This window comes from Pseudomonas soli, from assembly GCF_900110655.1.
GTDB lineage: Bacteria > Pseudomonadota > Gammaproteobacteria > Pseudomonadales > Pseudomonadaceae > Aquipseudomonas > Aquipseudomonas soli.
In genome coordinates this window covers 206,460-221,755 of sequence record NZ_FOEQ01000004.1, presented here as the reverse complement: position 1 = coordinate 221,755, position 15,296 = coordinate 206,460, and the positions used below count along the sequence as shown (strand labels likewise).

At 65.7% G+C, this 15,296-nt stretch carries 12 protein-coding genes; 7 read left to right on the top strand and 5 right to left on the bottom strand.

Features of this window, described 5'->3' with window-relative positions; genetic code table 11:
• Window positions 1-36: 36 nt before the first annotated feature.
• Window positions 37-1,170 (top strand): MFS transporter, encoded by a 1,134-nt coding sequence (locus BMY03_RS12050; RefSeq protein ID WP_094011183.1) that lies wholly within the window; start codon window positions 37-39, stop codon window positions 1,168-1,170.
• 54 nt (window positions 1,171-1,224) lie between these two features.
• Complete coding sequence (locus BMY03_RS12045) at window positions 1,225-1,452, top strand: hypothetical protein (protein ID WP_023630605.1); 228 nt, start codon at window positions 1,225-1,227, stop codon at window positions 1,450-1,452.
• Window positions 1,453-1,518: 66 nt separating this feature from the next.
• On the opposite strand, the gene BMY03_RS12040 is transcribed toward BMY03_RS12045, so the two are convergent.
• The 5 genes from BMY03_RS12040 to BMY03_RS12020 all read right to left on the bottom strand — a co-directional run bounded on the left by BMY03_RS12040 (window position 1,519) and on the right by BMY03_RS12020 (window position 7,027).
• Window positions 1,519-2,001 (bottom strand): copper chaperone PCu(A)C, encoded by a 483-nt coding sequence (locus tag BMY03_RS12040; RefSeq protein WP_038705971.1) that lies wholly within the window; start codon window positions 1,999-2,001, stop codon window positions 1,519-1,521.
• Complete coding sequence (locus BMY03_RS12035) at window positions 2,002-2,610, bottom strand: SCO family protein (RefSeq protein WP_031315095.1); 609 nt, start codon at window positions 2,608-2,610, stop codon at window positions 2,002-2,004.
• Window positions 2,611-2,886: 276 nt separating this feature from the next.
• Window positions 2,887-3,471: a Fe-S biogenesis protein NfuA gene (gene nfuA, locus BMY03_RS12030; RefSeq protein WP_023630602.1), complete on the bottom strand. Its 585-nt coding sequence runs from the start codon at window positions 3,469-3,471 to the stop codon at window positions 2,887-2,889.
• Between the two features lie 57 nt (window positions 3,472-3,528).
• Entirely contained in the window at window positions 3,529-4,563 is a 1,035-nt protein-coding gene (locus BMY03_RS12025; RefSeq protein WP_094011182.1) for an acyltransferase family protein, read from the bottom strand.
• Between the two features lie 163 nt (window positions 4,564-4,726).
• Entirely contained in the window at window positions 4,727-7,027 is a 2,301-nt protein-coding gene (locus BMY03_RS12020; RefSeq protein ID WP_094011252.1) for a fatty acid cis/trans isomerase, read from the bottom strand.
• 172 nt (window positions 7,028-7,199) lie between these two features.
• On the opposite strand from BMY03_RS12020, the gene metH reads away from it, so the two are divergent.
• From metH to BMY03_RS11995, 5 genes are all read left to right on the top strand, one after another.
• Entirely contained in the window at window positions 7,200-10,907 is a 3,708-nt protein-coding gene (gene metH / locus BMY03_RS12015; RefSeq protein WP_094011181.1) for a methionine synthase, read from the top strand.
• 78 nt (window positions 10,908-10,985) lie between these two features.
• Window positions 10,986-12,098 carry a saccharopine dehydrogenase family protein gene (locus BMY03_RS12010; RefSeq protein ID WP_094011180.1) on the top strand — a complete coding sequence of 371 codons (1,113 nt, stop codon included), beginning with the start codon at window positions 10,986-10,988 and terminating at the stop codon, window positions 12,096-12,098.
• Between the two features lies 1 nt (window position 12,099).
• Entirely contained in the window at window positions 12,100-12,579 is a 480-nt protein-coding gene (locus tag BMY03_RS12005; RefSeq protein ID WP_038705968.1) for a DUF2269 family protein, read from the top strand.
• Between the two features lie 160 nt (window positions 12,580-12,739).
• On the top strand, window positions 12,740-13,894 hold the full coding sequence (locus tag BMY03_RS12000; protein ID WP_038705967.1) for a cysteine desulfurase family protein: 1,155 nt from the start codon (window positions 12,740-12,742) through the stop codon (window positions 13,892-13,894).
• A gap of 516 nt (window positions 13,895-14,410) precedes the next feature.
• Window positions 14,411-15,265, top strand: a complete 855-nt coding sequence (locus BMY03_RS11995; protein ID WP_038705966.1) for a CAP domain-containing protein — start codon at window positions 14,411-14,413, stop codon at window positions 15,263-15,265.
• The last annotated feature ends 31 nt before the right edge of the window (window positions 15,266-15,296 follow it).

The window sequence follows — 15,296 nt, the reverse complement described above, 5'->3', positions numbered from 1 at the left end:
ACCATGGGCCTCCGATCAACTGCAGAGGACAAGCCCATGCAAAATCGTTATTGGCTGGCTTTCGCCACTGCCATGCTCATGTTCCCGCAAATAGCCGAAACCCTGTACAGCCCTGCTCTGGTGTCGCTGGCCGAAGGCTTCGCGGTTTCCGCTGCGCACGCCTCGTTGACCCTGTCGTTGTACTTCGTCGCCTTCGCGGTCGGCGTGCTGTTCTGGGGGCGGTTGTGCGATATCAAGGGCCGGCGGCCGACCATGCTCGCGGGCCTTGCGCTGTATACCCTGGCAGCACTGGCGGCACTGCTGGCCAGCGATTTCAGCCAGTTGCTGGCGGCGCGGATGGTCGCCGCCTTCGCCGCCGCAGTCGGTTCGGTGGTCACCCAGACTGCACTGCGCGACCGCTACAACGGCGCGGAACTGGCCCGGGTGTTCTCGCTGATCGGCGCATGCTTGGCCATCAGCCCCGCACTGGGCATGCTCGGTGGCGGCTGGCTGGACCAGGCGTTCGGCTATCGCGGCGTGCTGGCCGCGCAATTGATCCTGGCATCGGCACTGCTGGCCTGGGGCTGGCAGGCGATGCCCGAGACCCAGGCCGCCGCGCCCGCGCTGACACCGTTGCGCCAGGTGCTGATGCGCCTGCTGGCGGACCGCCGGGTGCTGCTGGCCAGCGCGCTGGTGGCTTTGTTCAACATTGCCGTGTTCGCCTGGTACGGCCTGGCGCCGTTCGTCTTCGAACGCCTGGGACAGGCACAGTGGATGGGCTATTCGGGCGTGGGCCTGGCCCTCGGCTCGCTGGCTGGCGCCAGGCTCAATGCCCTGCTGCTGGGGCGCGCAGTCGCGGCCGCCACCCTGATGAAGGGTGCTGCGCTGCTGCTCGTGGTCGGCGCCCTGGGCATGACGGCAATCGGTGAATCACCGTGGATCGTCGCGCCAATGGCCTTGGTGATGATCGCGTTCGCCATGGCCATCCCCTTGCTGCTCGGCTCGGCACTGGTGGCCTACGCCGATTGCCGGGGTACGGCGGCAGCCTTGTTCGGCCTGCTGTATTACCTGCAGATCGGCGCGGGGCTGCTGCTGGTCGGCATGCTGCAGATGCTGGCGCCTGGGTTGCTGCTGATCGCGCTCGCCATCTGCGCGCTGAGCCTGGGCTATTTGCGCTATCTGCGCGGCTGACACCGTCGGCTGCAGCCGCTGCTACACTCACAAGGCTGAACGGAGGAACCCGCCATGTCCGAACGAGAAATCACCACGCTCCTGTCGCTGATGAGCCAGCGTCAGGCCTGCCTGAGCAGCGCCTGCAAGGAGATCGCCGACTGGATCGACCGCCAGGGCGACGTGCCCGCCGCCGGCAAGATCCGCGCCAGCCTCAAGGCACTCGAGGCCGAAGACGCCCAGGTGCGCAAGACGCTGACCTCGCTGAACATCGAACGGCCGCTGCCACGTTTTCGCAGCTGACCGCTGAAAACCATCGCGGGGGAGCAGGCTCGTCGGAGCGCCGCATCGCCCGCGATGGGTGCTGCATCAGTGGTTCATGTGCATATGGTCGTGGCCAGCGCCGGCCTCGGCGTTGAGCGCACGCACCGGAGCCTGCACCTGCAGGGTTTCCTTCGCGCCCTTGGCATCCTCGATGGTCAGGGTCAGCGGTACCTGCTCACCCTCCTTCACCTGCTGGTTCAGGCCCATCAGCATCACGTGGAAGCCGTTCGGGTCCAGCTTCACCGCCTTGCCAGCCGGCAACTCGACCGCCTTCACTTCACGCATGCCCATCACGTCGCCGTTCATGGTCATCTCGTGCACCTGCACGGTCTTGGCCACGGGCGAGGCGACGCTGACCAGCTTGCTGTCGCTGCTCGCGGTCAGGGTCATGAAGGCCCCGGTGGCGTGCTGGTGCGGCACGCTGGCGCGTACCCAGGCGTCGCTCACGGTGGTCTGGGCCAGGGCCGGCAGGGCCAGGCTCATCAGTGCCAGGGCGGCCAGGCCGCGCTTGATCGGTTGCATCGACATTCAGCAGATCTCCATCAGAGTGACCAGGTCTTCGGCGCATTCCTGGGCGTTCAGGGAATGGCCCAGGCTCAGGCGCAGGGTGCCACGGGTATCGTAGACGTAGCTGGTGGACGAGTGAGAGATGGTGTAGGTATCGCCGGCCGGGACCTTCTCGTAGAACACCTTGAACTCACGGGCCACCGCGTCGATTTCCTCGGGGGTGCCGGTCAGGGCGACGATCGACGGGTCGAAGGCCTTGACGTAGGCATCGAGCACCTCGGGGGTATCGCGTTCCGGGTCCAGGGTGATGAACACCGGCTGGAACAGGTCGCGGTCGCGGCCACGCAGGATCTTGCGGATCTGCGCCACCCGCGCCATGGCGGTCGGGCAGACGGCCGGGCACTGAGTGAACCCGAAGAAGATCATCGGCATCGAGCCGTAGAAGCTCGACAAGGTACGCTCGTTGCCTTGCGGGTCCTTGAGCTTGAACTTGCGACCGAGGATCTCGTTGCTCATGTTCTTGCCGTACTTGAAGTCCAGGCCACGGGCCGGGCTGCAGCCCGCCAGCAGGCCAAGCCCCAGTACGCCCATCCCGGCGACAACCGCGCGCCGGGTCAACAGATCATTCATGGAACCATCCTTTACAGGGAAGGTGCCGACCCCTGGGATGGGCCGGCCAGAAAACCGGGGCATTCTGTCACGCCCCCCCCGTACCATCCACCCGACATCCGGCTGATCGGGCTGCAGCCCTTTGTTTACGGGGCGCGACCGGTTGTCGCAGGGGTTGAATCCGTAACACTTTGTTGCTAGGGATCAATGCACAAAGCCTGAAAAGCATCGCGGGGCAAGCCCGCTCCCACAACCTGCGGAAGCGGGCTTGCCCCGCGATGGCGTCACCACTGGCGATCAGTAGTACGCGTTTTCCTTCTGGCTGTGGTCGGTCACGTCACGCACGCCCTTGAGCTCGGGAATACGCTCGAGCAAGGTGCGCTCGATGCCTTCCTTGAGGGTCACGTCGGCCTGGCCGCAGCCCTGGCAACCACCGCCGAACTGCAGCACGGCGATGCCGTCGTCGACCACGTCCACCAGGCTCACGGCGCCGCCGTGGCTGGCCAGGCCCGGGTTGATCTCGGTCTGCAGGTAATAGTTGATCCGCTCGTTGATCGGGCTGTCTTCGTTGACCATCGGCACCTTGGCGTTCGGCGCCTTGATGGTCAGCTGGCCACCCATGCGGTCGGTGGCGTAGTCGACCAGCGCGTCCTCCAGGAACGGCACGCTGACCGCATCGAGGTAGGCAGTGAAGCTCTTCAGGCCCACCGGCTGGTCGTCGGGCTTCTCTTCGCCCGGCTTGCAGTACGCAATGCAGGTCTCGGCGTAGGTTGTGCCCGGCTGGGTAATGAAAATACGGATGCCGATGCCAGGCGTGTTCTGCTTGGAGAGCAGATCGGCCAGGTAATCATGGGCGGCGTCGGTAATGGTTATAGCGCTCATGGAAGTTCCTCACAGACTTGCCGGCAGTGTACGCCAACCCGGCGTGCGAACAAAGTCCTAGTATTTGACTCGGGAAAGCGCCAGCGCCGGTTCCTGCGCCGTTCGCGCCGTGAACACGGCCTTGAGCCGCCAGTACAGGCCGCGCTCCAGCCATTGGTAGCTGAGCCACGACATTAGTCCGATTGACGGCACGCACAGGGCAAACACCAGGTAAGGGTTCAGGCGCAGCCCCTCGCTGATGAATAGACCGGCGTACAGCACCAGCACATGCACCAGATACACCGAGTAGGAACAGTCCCCCAGGGCCTTGAGAACCTGATTGCCCTTGAAGTAGCGCTCCAGGGCGATGAACGCCAGCACCACCAGGGCGCTCGGCAGGCCCCAGTGCAGCAGGCGCTGCGAAGCGTCGAGGTGATAGAGCGCCAACCCCGCCAGACCGAGCAATCCCAACGGCAACCACAGCCCTTCGCGGATCAACCCGCGTCGATACAGCACACCCAGGCCGATGCCCAACAGGAACTCGTAGACGATATCGTTGTTGTAGAAGCGGCTCAGCACACCCAGGCGCCCCAGCACTTCGCTCGCCAGCAGCAATGCTGCCGTCACCAGCCACAGGTGATGACGCTGGCGCACCAGGAAGGCCAGGCCGAACAGCAGGTAGAAGAACATCTCGAAGTTCAGCGTCCAGCCGACGTTGAGCGTTGGATACAGCCCATAGCCACCGGGGTTTTCCGCCGGGATGAACAACAGCGACAGCAGCAGGTGCTGCCATTCGAACACCTGGTGCGGCATCCAGCGGCTGGCCGCCAGCATCAGCACGGCCATCAGCAGGGTGTAGAACCAATACGCGGGCACGATGCGCAAGGCACGGTTGAGCAGGAACTGTCCTGGGGCGATGGCCTTGTCGCGGGTCGACAGGTAGATCACCAGGCCACTGATGACAAAGAAGATGTCCACCCCCACCGCGCCGCGATCAGCGAGCAGTTGGCCGATGGGGCCGGTGGCGTGGAAGTCGAAGAAGATCTGCCGGAAGTGGTGGCAGACCACCAGCCAGGCGGCGAATGCCCGTAGAGCCTGAAGCGAATACAGCATGAAATACCCTGTGATCGGCGGTGCATTGAGGCCCGGCGAGCCGGCTCCCACAGGGTTCGCGCACTTCTGTGGGAGCCGGCTTGCCGGCGATGGGCTGCAGCGCAGCCCAGGGCCTACCTACCGATTCCGACCGCAGGATGCCGGGAAAGTCCCGGCCAACCGATCAGAGGTTCTCGTAGCGGTTCATGTCCAGCACCCCGGCCTCCACCGGCTGGGTCTCCTTGATGTAGCTGTTCAGGTCATGGAAGTAGCGCCAGAACTCAGGATGGCTGCGGCGCACACCCCAGCGCATGACGATGCGCTCGAACTTGTCGGTGTCGTCACGCGCCGCCTCCATGTCCTCGACGAACTCCGGCACATCGGCCGTCGGGATGTTGAAGATGAAGTTGGGGTAGCTGCTGAGCACGCCCGGATACAAGGTCAGGGTGTCGAGCCCCGGCTGGTAGCGATAGGCCTCGCCAAGCAGGAACGCCACGTTGCTGTGCGCGCGGTTGCGCAGCAGGCTGTAGACCTGGCGCTGGCCGCCCTGCCCTTCGATGCGCAGCATGCTCGCCTCGGGCAGTTGGCCGATCACCTTGAGCCCCGCCGCCGGGCGCGACACCAGGCGGCTCAGCGATTGCTCGGCGTCACGGAACTCCGCGGACAGCCCGGGCCGCGAGCAATAGGCGCCCTGGCAGCGGTTGATCGGGTCCGGCGCGGCGTTCAGGCTGCCGGTGCGTTGCAGCAGCTTGAGGCCGAAGTCGCGCTTGGGGTCGTGCTTGTCCAGTTTCAGCGCGCTCGGAGTGCTGGTGTCGATGTCCTCGTAGTCCATCCACATCTTCACCTTGCCGCTGTTCTGGTACCAGTCGCCGAGGATCTCGCCGCGCTTGCCGGCCGGCATCAGGCGCAGGAAGTTGATCTCGGCGCCGTTGCGGATCAGGTCGAAGTACAGCCGCGTCTGCAACTGGTGCGAAACATTGCCAAACACGTCGAAGTTCACCGCCAGCTGGTAGTAGGTGCGCTCGAACAGCGGATAATCGAACAGCCACATGGTCAGCGGCACGTCACCGATCAGGCCCTTGGTCACCGAGGCGCTGTCGAAGTGGCGGAAGATGCTCAAAAGTGCGTTGTCGTTGCCCGCCCACAGCGTCGACCAGCTGGGCGCCGGCTGTTCGGCATAGGCCTCACGGCGCAGGGCTTCGTACTCGTTGCGCTTGTCACGGTAGGCGTGCCACAGGCTCAGCACGCTGCCCACGTCGTCGATCTGCCCCGGCATGGCCAGCAGCGGCGTGGCCTCGCCCCGGTACTGGGCGTCGGTGATGTACAGGTCGTGGGCCGGCTCCTGGAACAGCGCCCAGAAGTTGTCGCGGATCACGTCGGTGGCGATCTGCCCGCGGCACACCGGGCCACGGATGAAGGTACGGACGAAGTACTCGGCGTTGTCCAGCATGAACTGGTAGCGGGCCACCGCCGGGATCGCCTCGAAGGTCTCGAACGGGTTGGACCGGTGCCGCGGCCCATAGCCCGGCAGTGCGCTGGCGTGCCAGTCGCCGCTGTAGAACAGCTGCTTGACCCGCTTGAGCTTCTGCGGCCCCATCGGGTAGGTGATGTGGGTCTTGTGCACGATCACGCCCTGCACCGGGATCAACCGATAGTAGAAGTCGGTGCCCGGCGGGTCGTTGGGGCGGCGGGTGGCGATCAGGTCCACCGGCTGGCCGCTCGGGGTGCGCGAGCGCACCCACTGGAAGAAGTGACCCTGCTCGCCACCGACGAAATAGATGTGCGCCAGGAACAGGTGCTCGTACAGCCAACGGCCGACCAGCGCCTCGGTGGAGCCGGGGCGATTGAGCAGTTCTTCCCAGTCGGCGATCTGCTTCGCCTCTGCCGCGCTGGGCTGGATCGGGGTCTTTTCCACCGGTGCGCCAGCAGCCAGCCAGCGCTGCAGGGTCTGGTACTGCTGGTCGGTCAGCCCGGTGACCGCCAGCGGCATGCCCTCCTTGGGATGGGCGCCGGCATAGGCGTCGAATTCGTGGGGCAACGGGCACATGTTGTTGCGGTTGAGCCCCAGCACGATCTCTTCGGGCAGTTTGGCGTTGGGCGTGAGCGGGGTCTTGTGACCCAGTTCGAGCATGCGCGCCATCAGCGCCGCCTGGCTGCCCTGCTTGTCCAGCACCGAATAGAAGCCCTGCTTGCGCCAGCCCGCTTCGTCGCGGGCGTCGTAGAACAGCCGCGTGGTGGGCACCGCCTGGCTGCGCTCGCCCTGGTAGACCGGCACCTTCGAGGCTCCGCGCTCGGCGCCCTCGGCGCTGCCCAGGTTGAGCTGGCAGGCAGCGTCGTTACAGGCGTGGCAGGCCACGCACTTCTCGGTGAAGATCGGTTGGATATCCCGGGTGTATGAGATCGTCGGGCTCGATTGGGGGGCCTGCCCGAACGCCGCGCCACTGATGAGCAAGGCGAAGGCGCTGGCAAGTATGCGATGCAGCATGTGCCGAATGTCCTGGTTCTTGAAAGCCATCACGATGTGCCTGGCGGGTCCTGAGGTGTTGGAGGGTCGCACTAACATGAGGGAAATTCATGCGAATGGGCGATGCGCCTAAAATCCGTGCAGCTTTGTTATTATTCGGTACCTTCTGTTATTTGCCCGACCAGGTAGTCCTATGTCCGACCGCAGCGCTCGTTTACAAGCACTCCAGAACGCACTCAAAGAGCGCATCCTGATCCTCGACGGCGGCATGGGTACTATGATCCAGAGTTACCGCCTCGAGGAACACGACTATCGTGGCACGCGCTTTGCCGATTGGCCAAGCGATGTCAAAGGCAACAACGATCTTTTGCTGCTCAGCCGCCCCGACGTGATCGCCGCGATCGAGAAAGCCTACCTGGACGCCGGCGCCGATATCCTCGAGACCAACACGTTCAACGCCACGCAGATATCCCAGGCCGACTACGGCATGGAAGCGCTGGTTTACGAGCTCAACGTCGAGGGCGCGCGTATCGCCCGCCAGGTGGCCGACGCCAAGACCCTGGAAACCCCGGACAAGCCACGCTTCGTCGCCGGCGTGCTCGGCCCTACCAGCCGCACCTGTTCGATCTCCCCGGACGTCAACGACCCCGGCTACCGCAACGTCACCTTCGACGAGTTGGTGGAGAACTACACCGAGGCCACCCGCGGCCTGATCGAGGGCGGCGCCGACCTGATCCTGATCGAGACCATCTTCGACACCCTCAACGCCAAGGCGGCGATCTTCGCCGTGCAGCAAGTGTTCGAGGAAGACCAGGTGGAACTGCCGATCATGATCTCCGGCACCATCACCGACGCCTCCGGGCGCACCCTGTCGGGCCAGACCACCGAAGCGTTCTGGAACTCGGTTCGCCACGCCAACCCGATTTCCGTGGGCCTGAACTGCGCCCTCGGTGCCAAGGACCTGCGTCCGTACCTGGAAGAACTCTCGACCAAGGCCGACACCCACGTGTCCGCCCACCCCAACGCCGGCCTGCCCAACGCCTTCGGCGAATACGACGAGACCCCGGCCGAGATGGCTGCGGTTGTCGAGGAGTTTGCCGCCAGCGGTTTCCTCAACATTATCGGCGGCTGCTGCGGCACCACCCCGCCGCACATCCAGGCCATCGCCGAGGCCGTAGCCAAGTACAAGCCACGGACGATCCCGGACATCCCCAAGGCCTGCCGCCTGTCGGGCCTTGAGCCGTTCACCATCGATCGCCAGTCGCTGTTCGTCAACGTCGGCGAGCGCACCAACATCACCGGCTCCGCCAAGTTCGCCCGGCTGATCCGCGAGGAAAACTACACCGAGGCGCTGGAAGTCGCCCTGCAGCAGGTCGAGGCCGGCGCCCAGGTGATCGACATCAACATGGACGAAGGGATGCTCGACTCCCAGGCCGCCATGGTCCGCTTCCTCAACCTGATCGCCGGCGAGCCGGATATCTCCCGGGTGCCGATCATGATCGACTCCTCCAAGTGGGAGGTGATCGAGGCGGGCCTGAAGTGCATCCAGGGCAAGGGCATCGTCAACTCGATTTCGATGAAGGAAGGCGTCGAGCAGTTCAAGCACCACGCCCGCCTGTGCAAGCGCTACGGCGCCGCCGTGGTGGTGATGGCCTTCGACGAGGTCGGCCAGGCCGACACCGCCGCGCGCAAGCGCGAGATCTGCCAGCGCAGCTACGACATCCTGGTCAACGAAGTCGGCTTCCCGCCGGAAGACATCATCTTCGACCCGAACATCTTCGCCGTCGCCACCGGCATCGAGGAGCACAACAACTACGCCGTCGACTTCATCGAGGCCTGCGCCTACATCCGCGACCACCTGCCCTATGCCCTGACTTCGGGCGGCGTGTCCAACGTGTCGTTCTCGTTCCGCGGCAACAACCCGGTGCGCGAGGCCATCCACTCGGTGTTCCTCTACCACGCGATCAAGAACGGCCTGACCATGGGTATCGTCAACGCCGGCCAGCTGGAGATCTACGACGAGATCCCCGCCGCCCTGCGCGAAAAGGTCGAGGACGTGGTGCTCAACCGCACCGCGCATGGCACCGACGCCCTGCTGGCCATCGCCGATGACTACAAGGGCGGCGGCGCCACCAAGGAAGTCGAGAACGAAGAATGGCGCTCTATGCCGGTCGACAAGCGCCTGGAGCATGCGCTGGTCAAGGGCATCACCGCCTATATCGTCGAAGATACCGAAGAGTGCCGCCAGCAATCGGCGCGCCCCATCGAGGTCATCGAAGGCCCGCTGATGAGCGGCATGAACGTGGTCGGCGACCTGTTCGGCGCCGGCAAGATGTTCCTGCCCCAGGTGGTGAAGTCCGCCCGCGTGATGAAACAGGCCGTGGCCCACCTGATCCCGTTCATCGAAGCCGAGAAAGGCGACAAACCCGAAGCCAAGGGCAAGATCCTCATGGCCACGGTCAAAGGCGACGTGCACGACATCGGCAAGAACATCGTCGGCGTGGTGCTCGGTTGCAACGGCTATGACATCGTCGACATGGGCGTGATGGTCCCGGCCGAGAAGATCCTGCAGACCGCCCGCGAGCAGAAGTGCGACATCATCGGCCTGTCCGGTCTGATCACCCCGTCGCTGGACGAGATGGTCCATGTCGCCCGCGAGATGCAGCGCCAGGACTTCCACCTGCCGCTGATGATCGGCGGCGCGACCACCTCCAAGGCGCACACGGCGGTGAAGATCGAACCCAAGTACTCCAACGATGCGGTGATCTACGTCACCGACGCCTCGCGGGCCGTGGGCGTGGCCACGCAACTGCTGTCCAAGGAACTCAAGAGCGGTTTCGTCGAGAAGACCCGCCAGGAATACGTCGAGGTGCGCGAGCGCACCGCCAACCGCAGCGCCCGCACCGAGCGCCTGAGCTACGCCCAGGCCATCGCCGCCAAGCCGCAGTACGATTGGGCCACCTACCGGGCCGCGGTGCCCAGCTTCACAGGCGTCAAGGTGCTGGAGAACATCGACCTGCGCACCCTGGCCGAGTACATCGACTGGACGCCGTTCTTCATCTCCTGGGACCTGGCCGGCAAGTTCCCGCGCATCCTCACCGACGAAGTGGTCGGCGAGGCCGCCACGGCGCTGTACAAGGACGCCCGCGAGATGCTCGACAAGCTGATCGACGAGCAACTGATCAGCGCCCGCGCGGTGTTCGGCTTCTGGCCGGCCAATCAGGTGGCCGATGACGATATCGAGGTGTACGGCGACGCCGGCGAGACCCTGGCCACCCTGCACCACCTGCGCCAGCAGACCATCAAGCCCGACGGCAAGCCGAACTGGTCGCTGGCCGACTTCGTCGCGCCCAAGGCCAGCGGCGTGACCGACTATGTCGGCGGCTTCATCACCACCGCCGGCATCGGCGCCGAGGAAGTGGCCAAGGCCTACCAGGACAAGGGCGACGACTACAGCTCGATCATGGTCAAGGCCCTGGCCGACCGCCTGGCCGAGGCCTGCGCCGAGTGGCTGCACGAGCAGGTGCGCAAGGAGCACTGGGGCTATGCCAAGGACGAACACCTGGACAACGAGGCGCTGATCAAGGAGCAGTACAGTGGTATCCGCCCGGCGCCTGGCTACCCGGCGTGCCCGGACCACACCGAGAAGGAAACCCTGTTCCGCCTGCTCGACGGCAGCGCGATTGGCGAGACCGGCCCCAGCGGCGTGTTCCTCACCGAGCACTTCGCCATGTTCCCGGCGGCGGCAGTCAGCGGCTGGTACTTCGCCCACCCGCAGGCGCAGTACTTCGCCGTGGGCAAGGTCGACAAGGACCAGATCGAACAGTACAGCGCGCGCAAGGGCCAGGACATTGCCGTGAGCGAGCGCTGGCTGGCGCCGAACCTCGGCTACGACGCCTGACCCCTCCGGGGCTGCCTTGCCGGCGATGGGCCGCAGGGCGGCCCCGAGTTCCCCCGACACATGCACAAGGACCCCAGCATGTCTCCCCGAATCCTGGTGATCGGCGCCTACGGCAACTTCGGCCGTATCATCTGCCGCCACCTGAACCAGATGCCCGCCGTGCAACTGGTGATCGCCGGCCGCAATGCCGACAGCCTCTCGCAACTGGCTGCACAGTTGAACGGCAGCGAAAGCTGGTGCGGCGATGCGATGGCCCCCGGCTTTGCCGATGCCCTGCGCGCGCTGCGCATCGACTGGGTGATCCACACCGGCGGCCCGTTCCAGGGCCAGCCCTACCGCGTGGCCGAGGCCTGCATCGAAGCCGGCGCGCACTACTGCGACCTGTCCGACTGCCGGCTGTTCGTCAATGGCATCGCCCAACTGAACGATCGTGCCCGCCAAGCCCAGGTCACCCTGCTCAGTGGCTGCAGTTCGGTGCCGAGCCTGTCGTCCGCGATTCTCGACGAGCAGCGCCATCACTTCAGCCGTATCGACCGCATCGAGCACGGCATTTCTTCCTCGGCGAAGATGCCCGGCCTGTCTACCATCGAAGGCGTGCTGGCCTATGCCGGCAGGCCGATCCGCCAGTGGCGCGACGGCCGCCCGTGCAACGTGGACGGCTGGCTCGGCCTGCAGCTGCGCCATCTGCCCGGGCTCGGCTGGCGCCTGCTGAACGACGTCGACGTGCCGGACATGGACATCTTCGCCACACGCTACGGCGCCCGTGACCTGGCGTTCAAGGCCGGCTCCGGGCTGATGCTCGGCGGCCTGGCCAATGCCGCGCTGGCGTTGCTGGTCAAGTACGGCCTGGTGCGCGACCCGCTGCCCTGGGCGCGGCGCCTGCATCGGCTGGGCAGCCGTTTCGAACGCTGGGGCGATGGCAGGAGCGCGATGTACCTCGACGTTCGCGGCCTGGACCTGCAAGGCCAGCCACTGCGCCTGCAGGCCCAGGTCAGCGCCAGCGACGACAAGGGCCCGGAGATCCCCAGCTGCGCGGCAGTGGCGCTGATGGCCAGGGTCGTCGAAGGCTACCAGCCTGAACCGGGCGCCCGCCCCTGCGTCGGCGAGATCAGCGTCGAACGGTACCTGGCGGCCATCGGTGAGCCGGACAAGGTGCGCTACAGCGTCAGTTTCCAGCACGGACGAGGCTGAGATGAGCTACCTGCTGCTCAAGTACCTGCACATCATCGCCGCAGTGTTTCTCTTCGGCTTCGGCATGGGCTCGTACCTGTACCTGATCGCCGCCAACCGCAGCGGCGACCCGCGGGTGATCGCCGCGGTGGCGCGGATGGTGGTGCGCTTCGACGCCTGGATTACCACCCCGGCGGGCGTGCTGCAGCTGCTGACCGGCTACGCCATGGTCAGCATGACCGGCATGCCCTGGTCCGCCGACTGGCTGCGCGCCGCGCTGCTGATCTTCTTTGCGGTCGGCGCCTTGTGGCTGCCAGTGCTGCTGTTGCAGGCGCGCATGCAGCGCCTCGCCGCCCAGGCAGCCGGCAACGGCACGGCGCTGGGCGAGGACTACCAGCAGATGTACCGTCCGTGGCTGTGGATGGGGGTGGCGGGGTTCACCGGGATGTTCCTGATCGTGCTGGTGATGGTCACCAAGCAGGCGCCATGGCAGTGGCTTTGATACACAAAAAAATTTTCTACCTCCAAGCAAAAATCTAGTAGAAGTTTTTCCCGAAATCCCCGCAAGTTGGCAAAATTGGAAAACATTCATATCACCATTTCCCTAGCATGAGTCCATGGATGCCGACAGGCGGCGTCCACCCACGGACCCGCCCAGGATCATGCCCCGCACCCCGCTCTACTTCGATTACGCCGCCACCACACCGGTCGATGACCAGGTCATCGCCGCCATGCTCACCTGCCTGGGCCGTGAGGCGAACTTCGGCAACCCCGCCTCAAGCGGCCATTTCCACGGCCAGGCGGCCCGCGAAGCCGTCGAGCATGCCCGCCAGCAGGTGGCCGAGCAGGTTGGCGCGCAGCCCGACGAGCTGGTCTGGACCTCCGGCGCAACCGAATCCAACAACCTCGCGCTCAAGGGCATCGCCCAGGGCTGCGCGCAGCCGGGGCATGTGATCACCAGCCAGATCGAGCACAAGGCCATCCTCGACACCGCCGCCGAGCTGGAGCGCCTGGGCTGGGCAGTGACCCGCCTGGCCCCGGATGCTCGAGGGTTGATCCAGCCCGAAGCGGTCCAGGCCGCGCTGCGTCCGGACACACGCCTGGTGTCGCTGATGGCGGTGAACAACGAACTGGGCACGGTGACCGACTTTGCCGCCATCGGTGCAACCGTCCGCGAGCACGGTGCGCTTCTGCACGTGGACGCGGCGCAGGCAGTGGGCAAGGTTCGGATCGACCTGGCGCAGCACGCGGTCGACCTGATGTCGTTCTCGGCGCACAAGGTCTACGGCCCCAAGGGCATCGGTGCCCTCTACGTCGGCCCTCGCGCCCGCCCGGCGATGCGTGCGCAGATGCACGGCGGCGGCCATGAGCGCGGCTTGCGCTCTGGCACTTTGGCCACCCACCAGATCGTCGGCATGGGCAGTGCCTTCGCCCTGGCCGGCCAGCCCGGCGCGGCGGAGTACCAGCGCCTGGAGCAACTCGCCCGGCGCTTGCGCGACGGCCTGCTGGCAATGCCCGGGGTCACGCTCAACGGCTGCGCGGAGCATCGCATTCCCCATACCCTCAACCTGTGCATCGATGCCAAGGGTTTCAACAGCCTGGCCCTGGCGGGCGAGCTGGCGCTGTCGAGCACTTCGGCGTGCAACTCGGCGAGCAATGCGGCGTCCCACGTGCTGCTGGCCCTCGGCCTCGACGAGCGCCAGGCGCGCAACAGCGTGCGCCTGAGCGTCGGGCGCTACACCCGCGAAGAGGACGTGGACACGGCGCTGGCGGTGTTTGGCCGGGTGATTGGCGCGGCGGCAGTGGCCCTCTGGTAGGGCGCGCCGCAGGCCGGATTGGCGCCGCTAGCGCGCCGCTGCCGCTTGCTCCGCAATAATCCACAGGCATCCCTCTGACCAATTGCGGATCAGGCACCCGCCCCTGGCGGACGCACATTCGTTCTTGTCCCTCAGGTTCTCCACGTTGGCCCGTTGAGGCGGTGGCATCCAGCGTGATGGCGCCGTCTGTACCATACGCCTTGACGACAACGGAACAGCACAGTGCAAGGAGGGTCGACTGATACGGACAGGCACGTGCCACGGACCGCTCCCGGGCGATGGCCAAGGCCCGCCTGGAACGCCCGAGGTGACTGAATAGTGTTTCTAGCCGATAGTGCGAATTATTACCAATGAACCGCACTTTCTTGCCAACCAGCGGTCTATCCCCTCTTTTGCCGCCTGCAATGGTTTACCCAGGCTTGGTTTTTCACACCGCACAGGGCCGGGCCAAATGCCTTGCGCTTGTGTAGGATGGGCAGCGCAGATCCAGACGCTGCCAGTTACAGGGAGATCCACATGCGCGTCCCATCCGTTGCCTGCCTCGGCCTGACGCTGGGCCTGCTTGCCGCGACCGGCACACCGGCGTATGCCGGCGAAGAGGCGCAACTGATCGATACGATCAACGTCTACCGCAGCCAGGCCCAGCGCTGTGGCGGCGAGGCCTCGCTGGAGCTGCCGCCGCTCAACAGCGACACGCGCCTGGCCCTTTCGCCGGAGGGCACCCGCGACCTGCAGCAAGCCATGACCCGCGCGGCATACCCGATGGTCAACGTGCAAGCCATCAGTCTATCCGGCCCACGGGATGCCAAGGCGGCGATGAAAGCCATCGAGGAGAGCTTCTGCCAGGTGGTACTCGACCCGCAGTTCGTCGATATCGGGGTCAGCCAGGAGGGCCGCGACTGGCGCATCGTCCTGGCCCGCCCGCTGCTCAGCGGGCGCCTGGGCGACTGGCAGGCCGAAGGGCAGAAGCTGTTGCAGGAGATCAACGCCGCACGCAACCTGCCGCGCCAGTGCGGCGGCCAGCCCTACCCCGCCGCCCCCGCGCTTGCCTGGAACGCAACCCTGGCCGGCGTGGCCGCCAACCACACCCGGGCCATGGCCAACCAGAACTTCTTCGACCATATCGACCGCGACGGCCGCACCCCGGGCGACCGCGCGGAACTGGCCGGCTACCTGTACCGGCAGATCGGCGAGAACATCGCTGCTGGGCGCGATACCGCGCGCAAGGTGGTCGACGGCTGGCTGGCCAGCCCCGGGCACTGCGCCACGCTGATGAACGCGGACTTCAGCGAACTGGGGGCGGCATATGCGGTGGACCCGAAGAGCGACGCTGGGATCTACTGGACGGGATTGTTCGGTACGCCACAGTAAACCCACATCCCGAAGCCCACTCCCACACCAC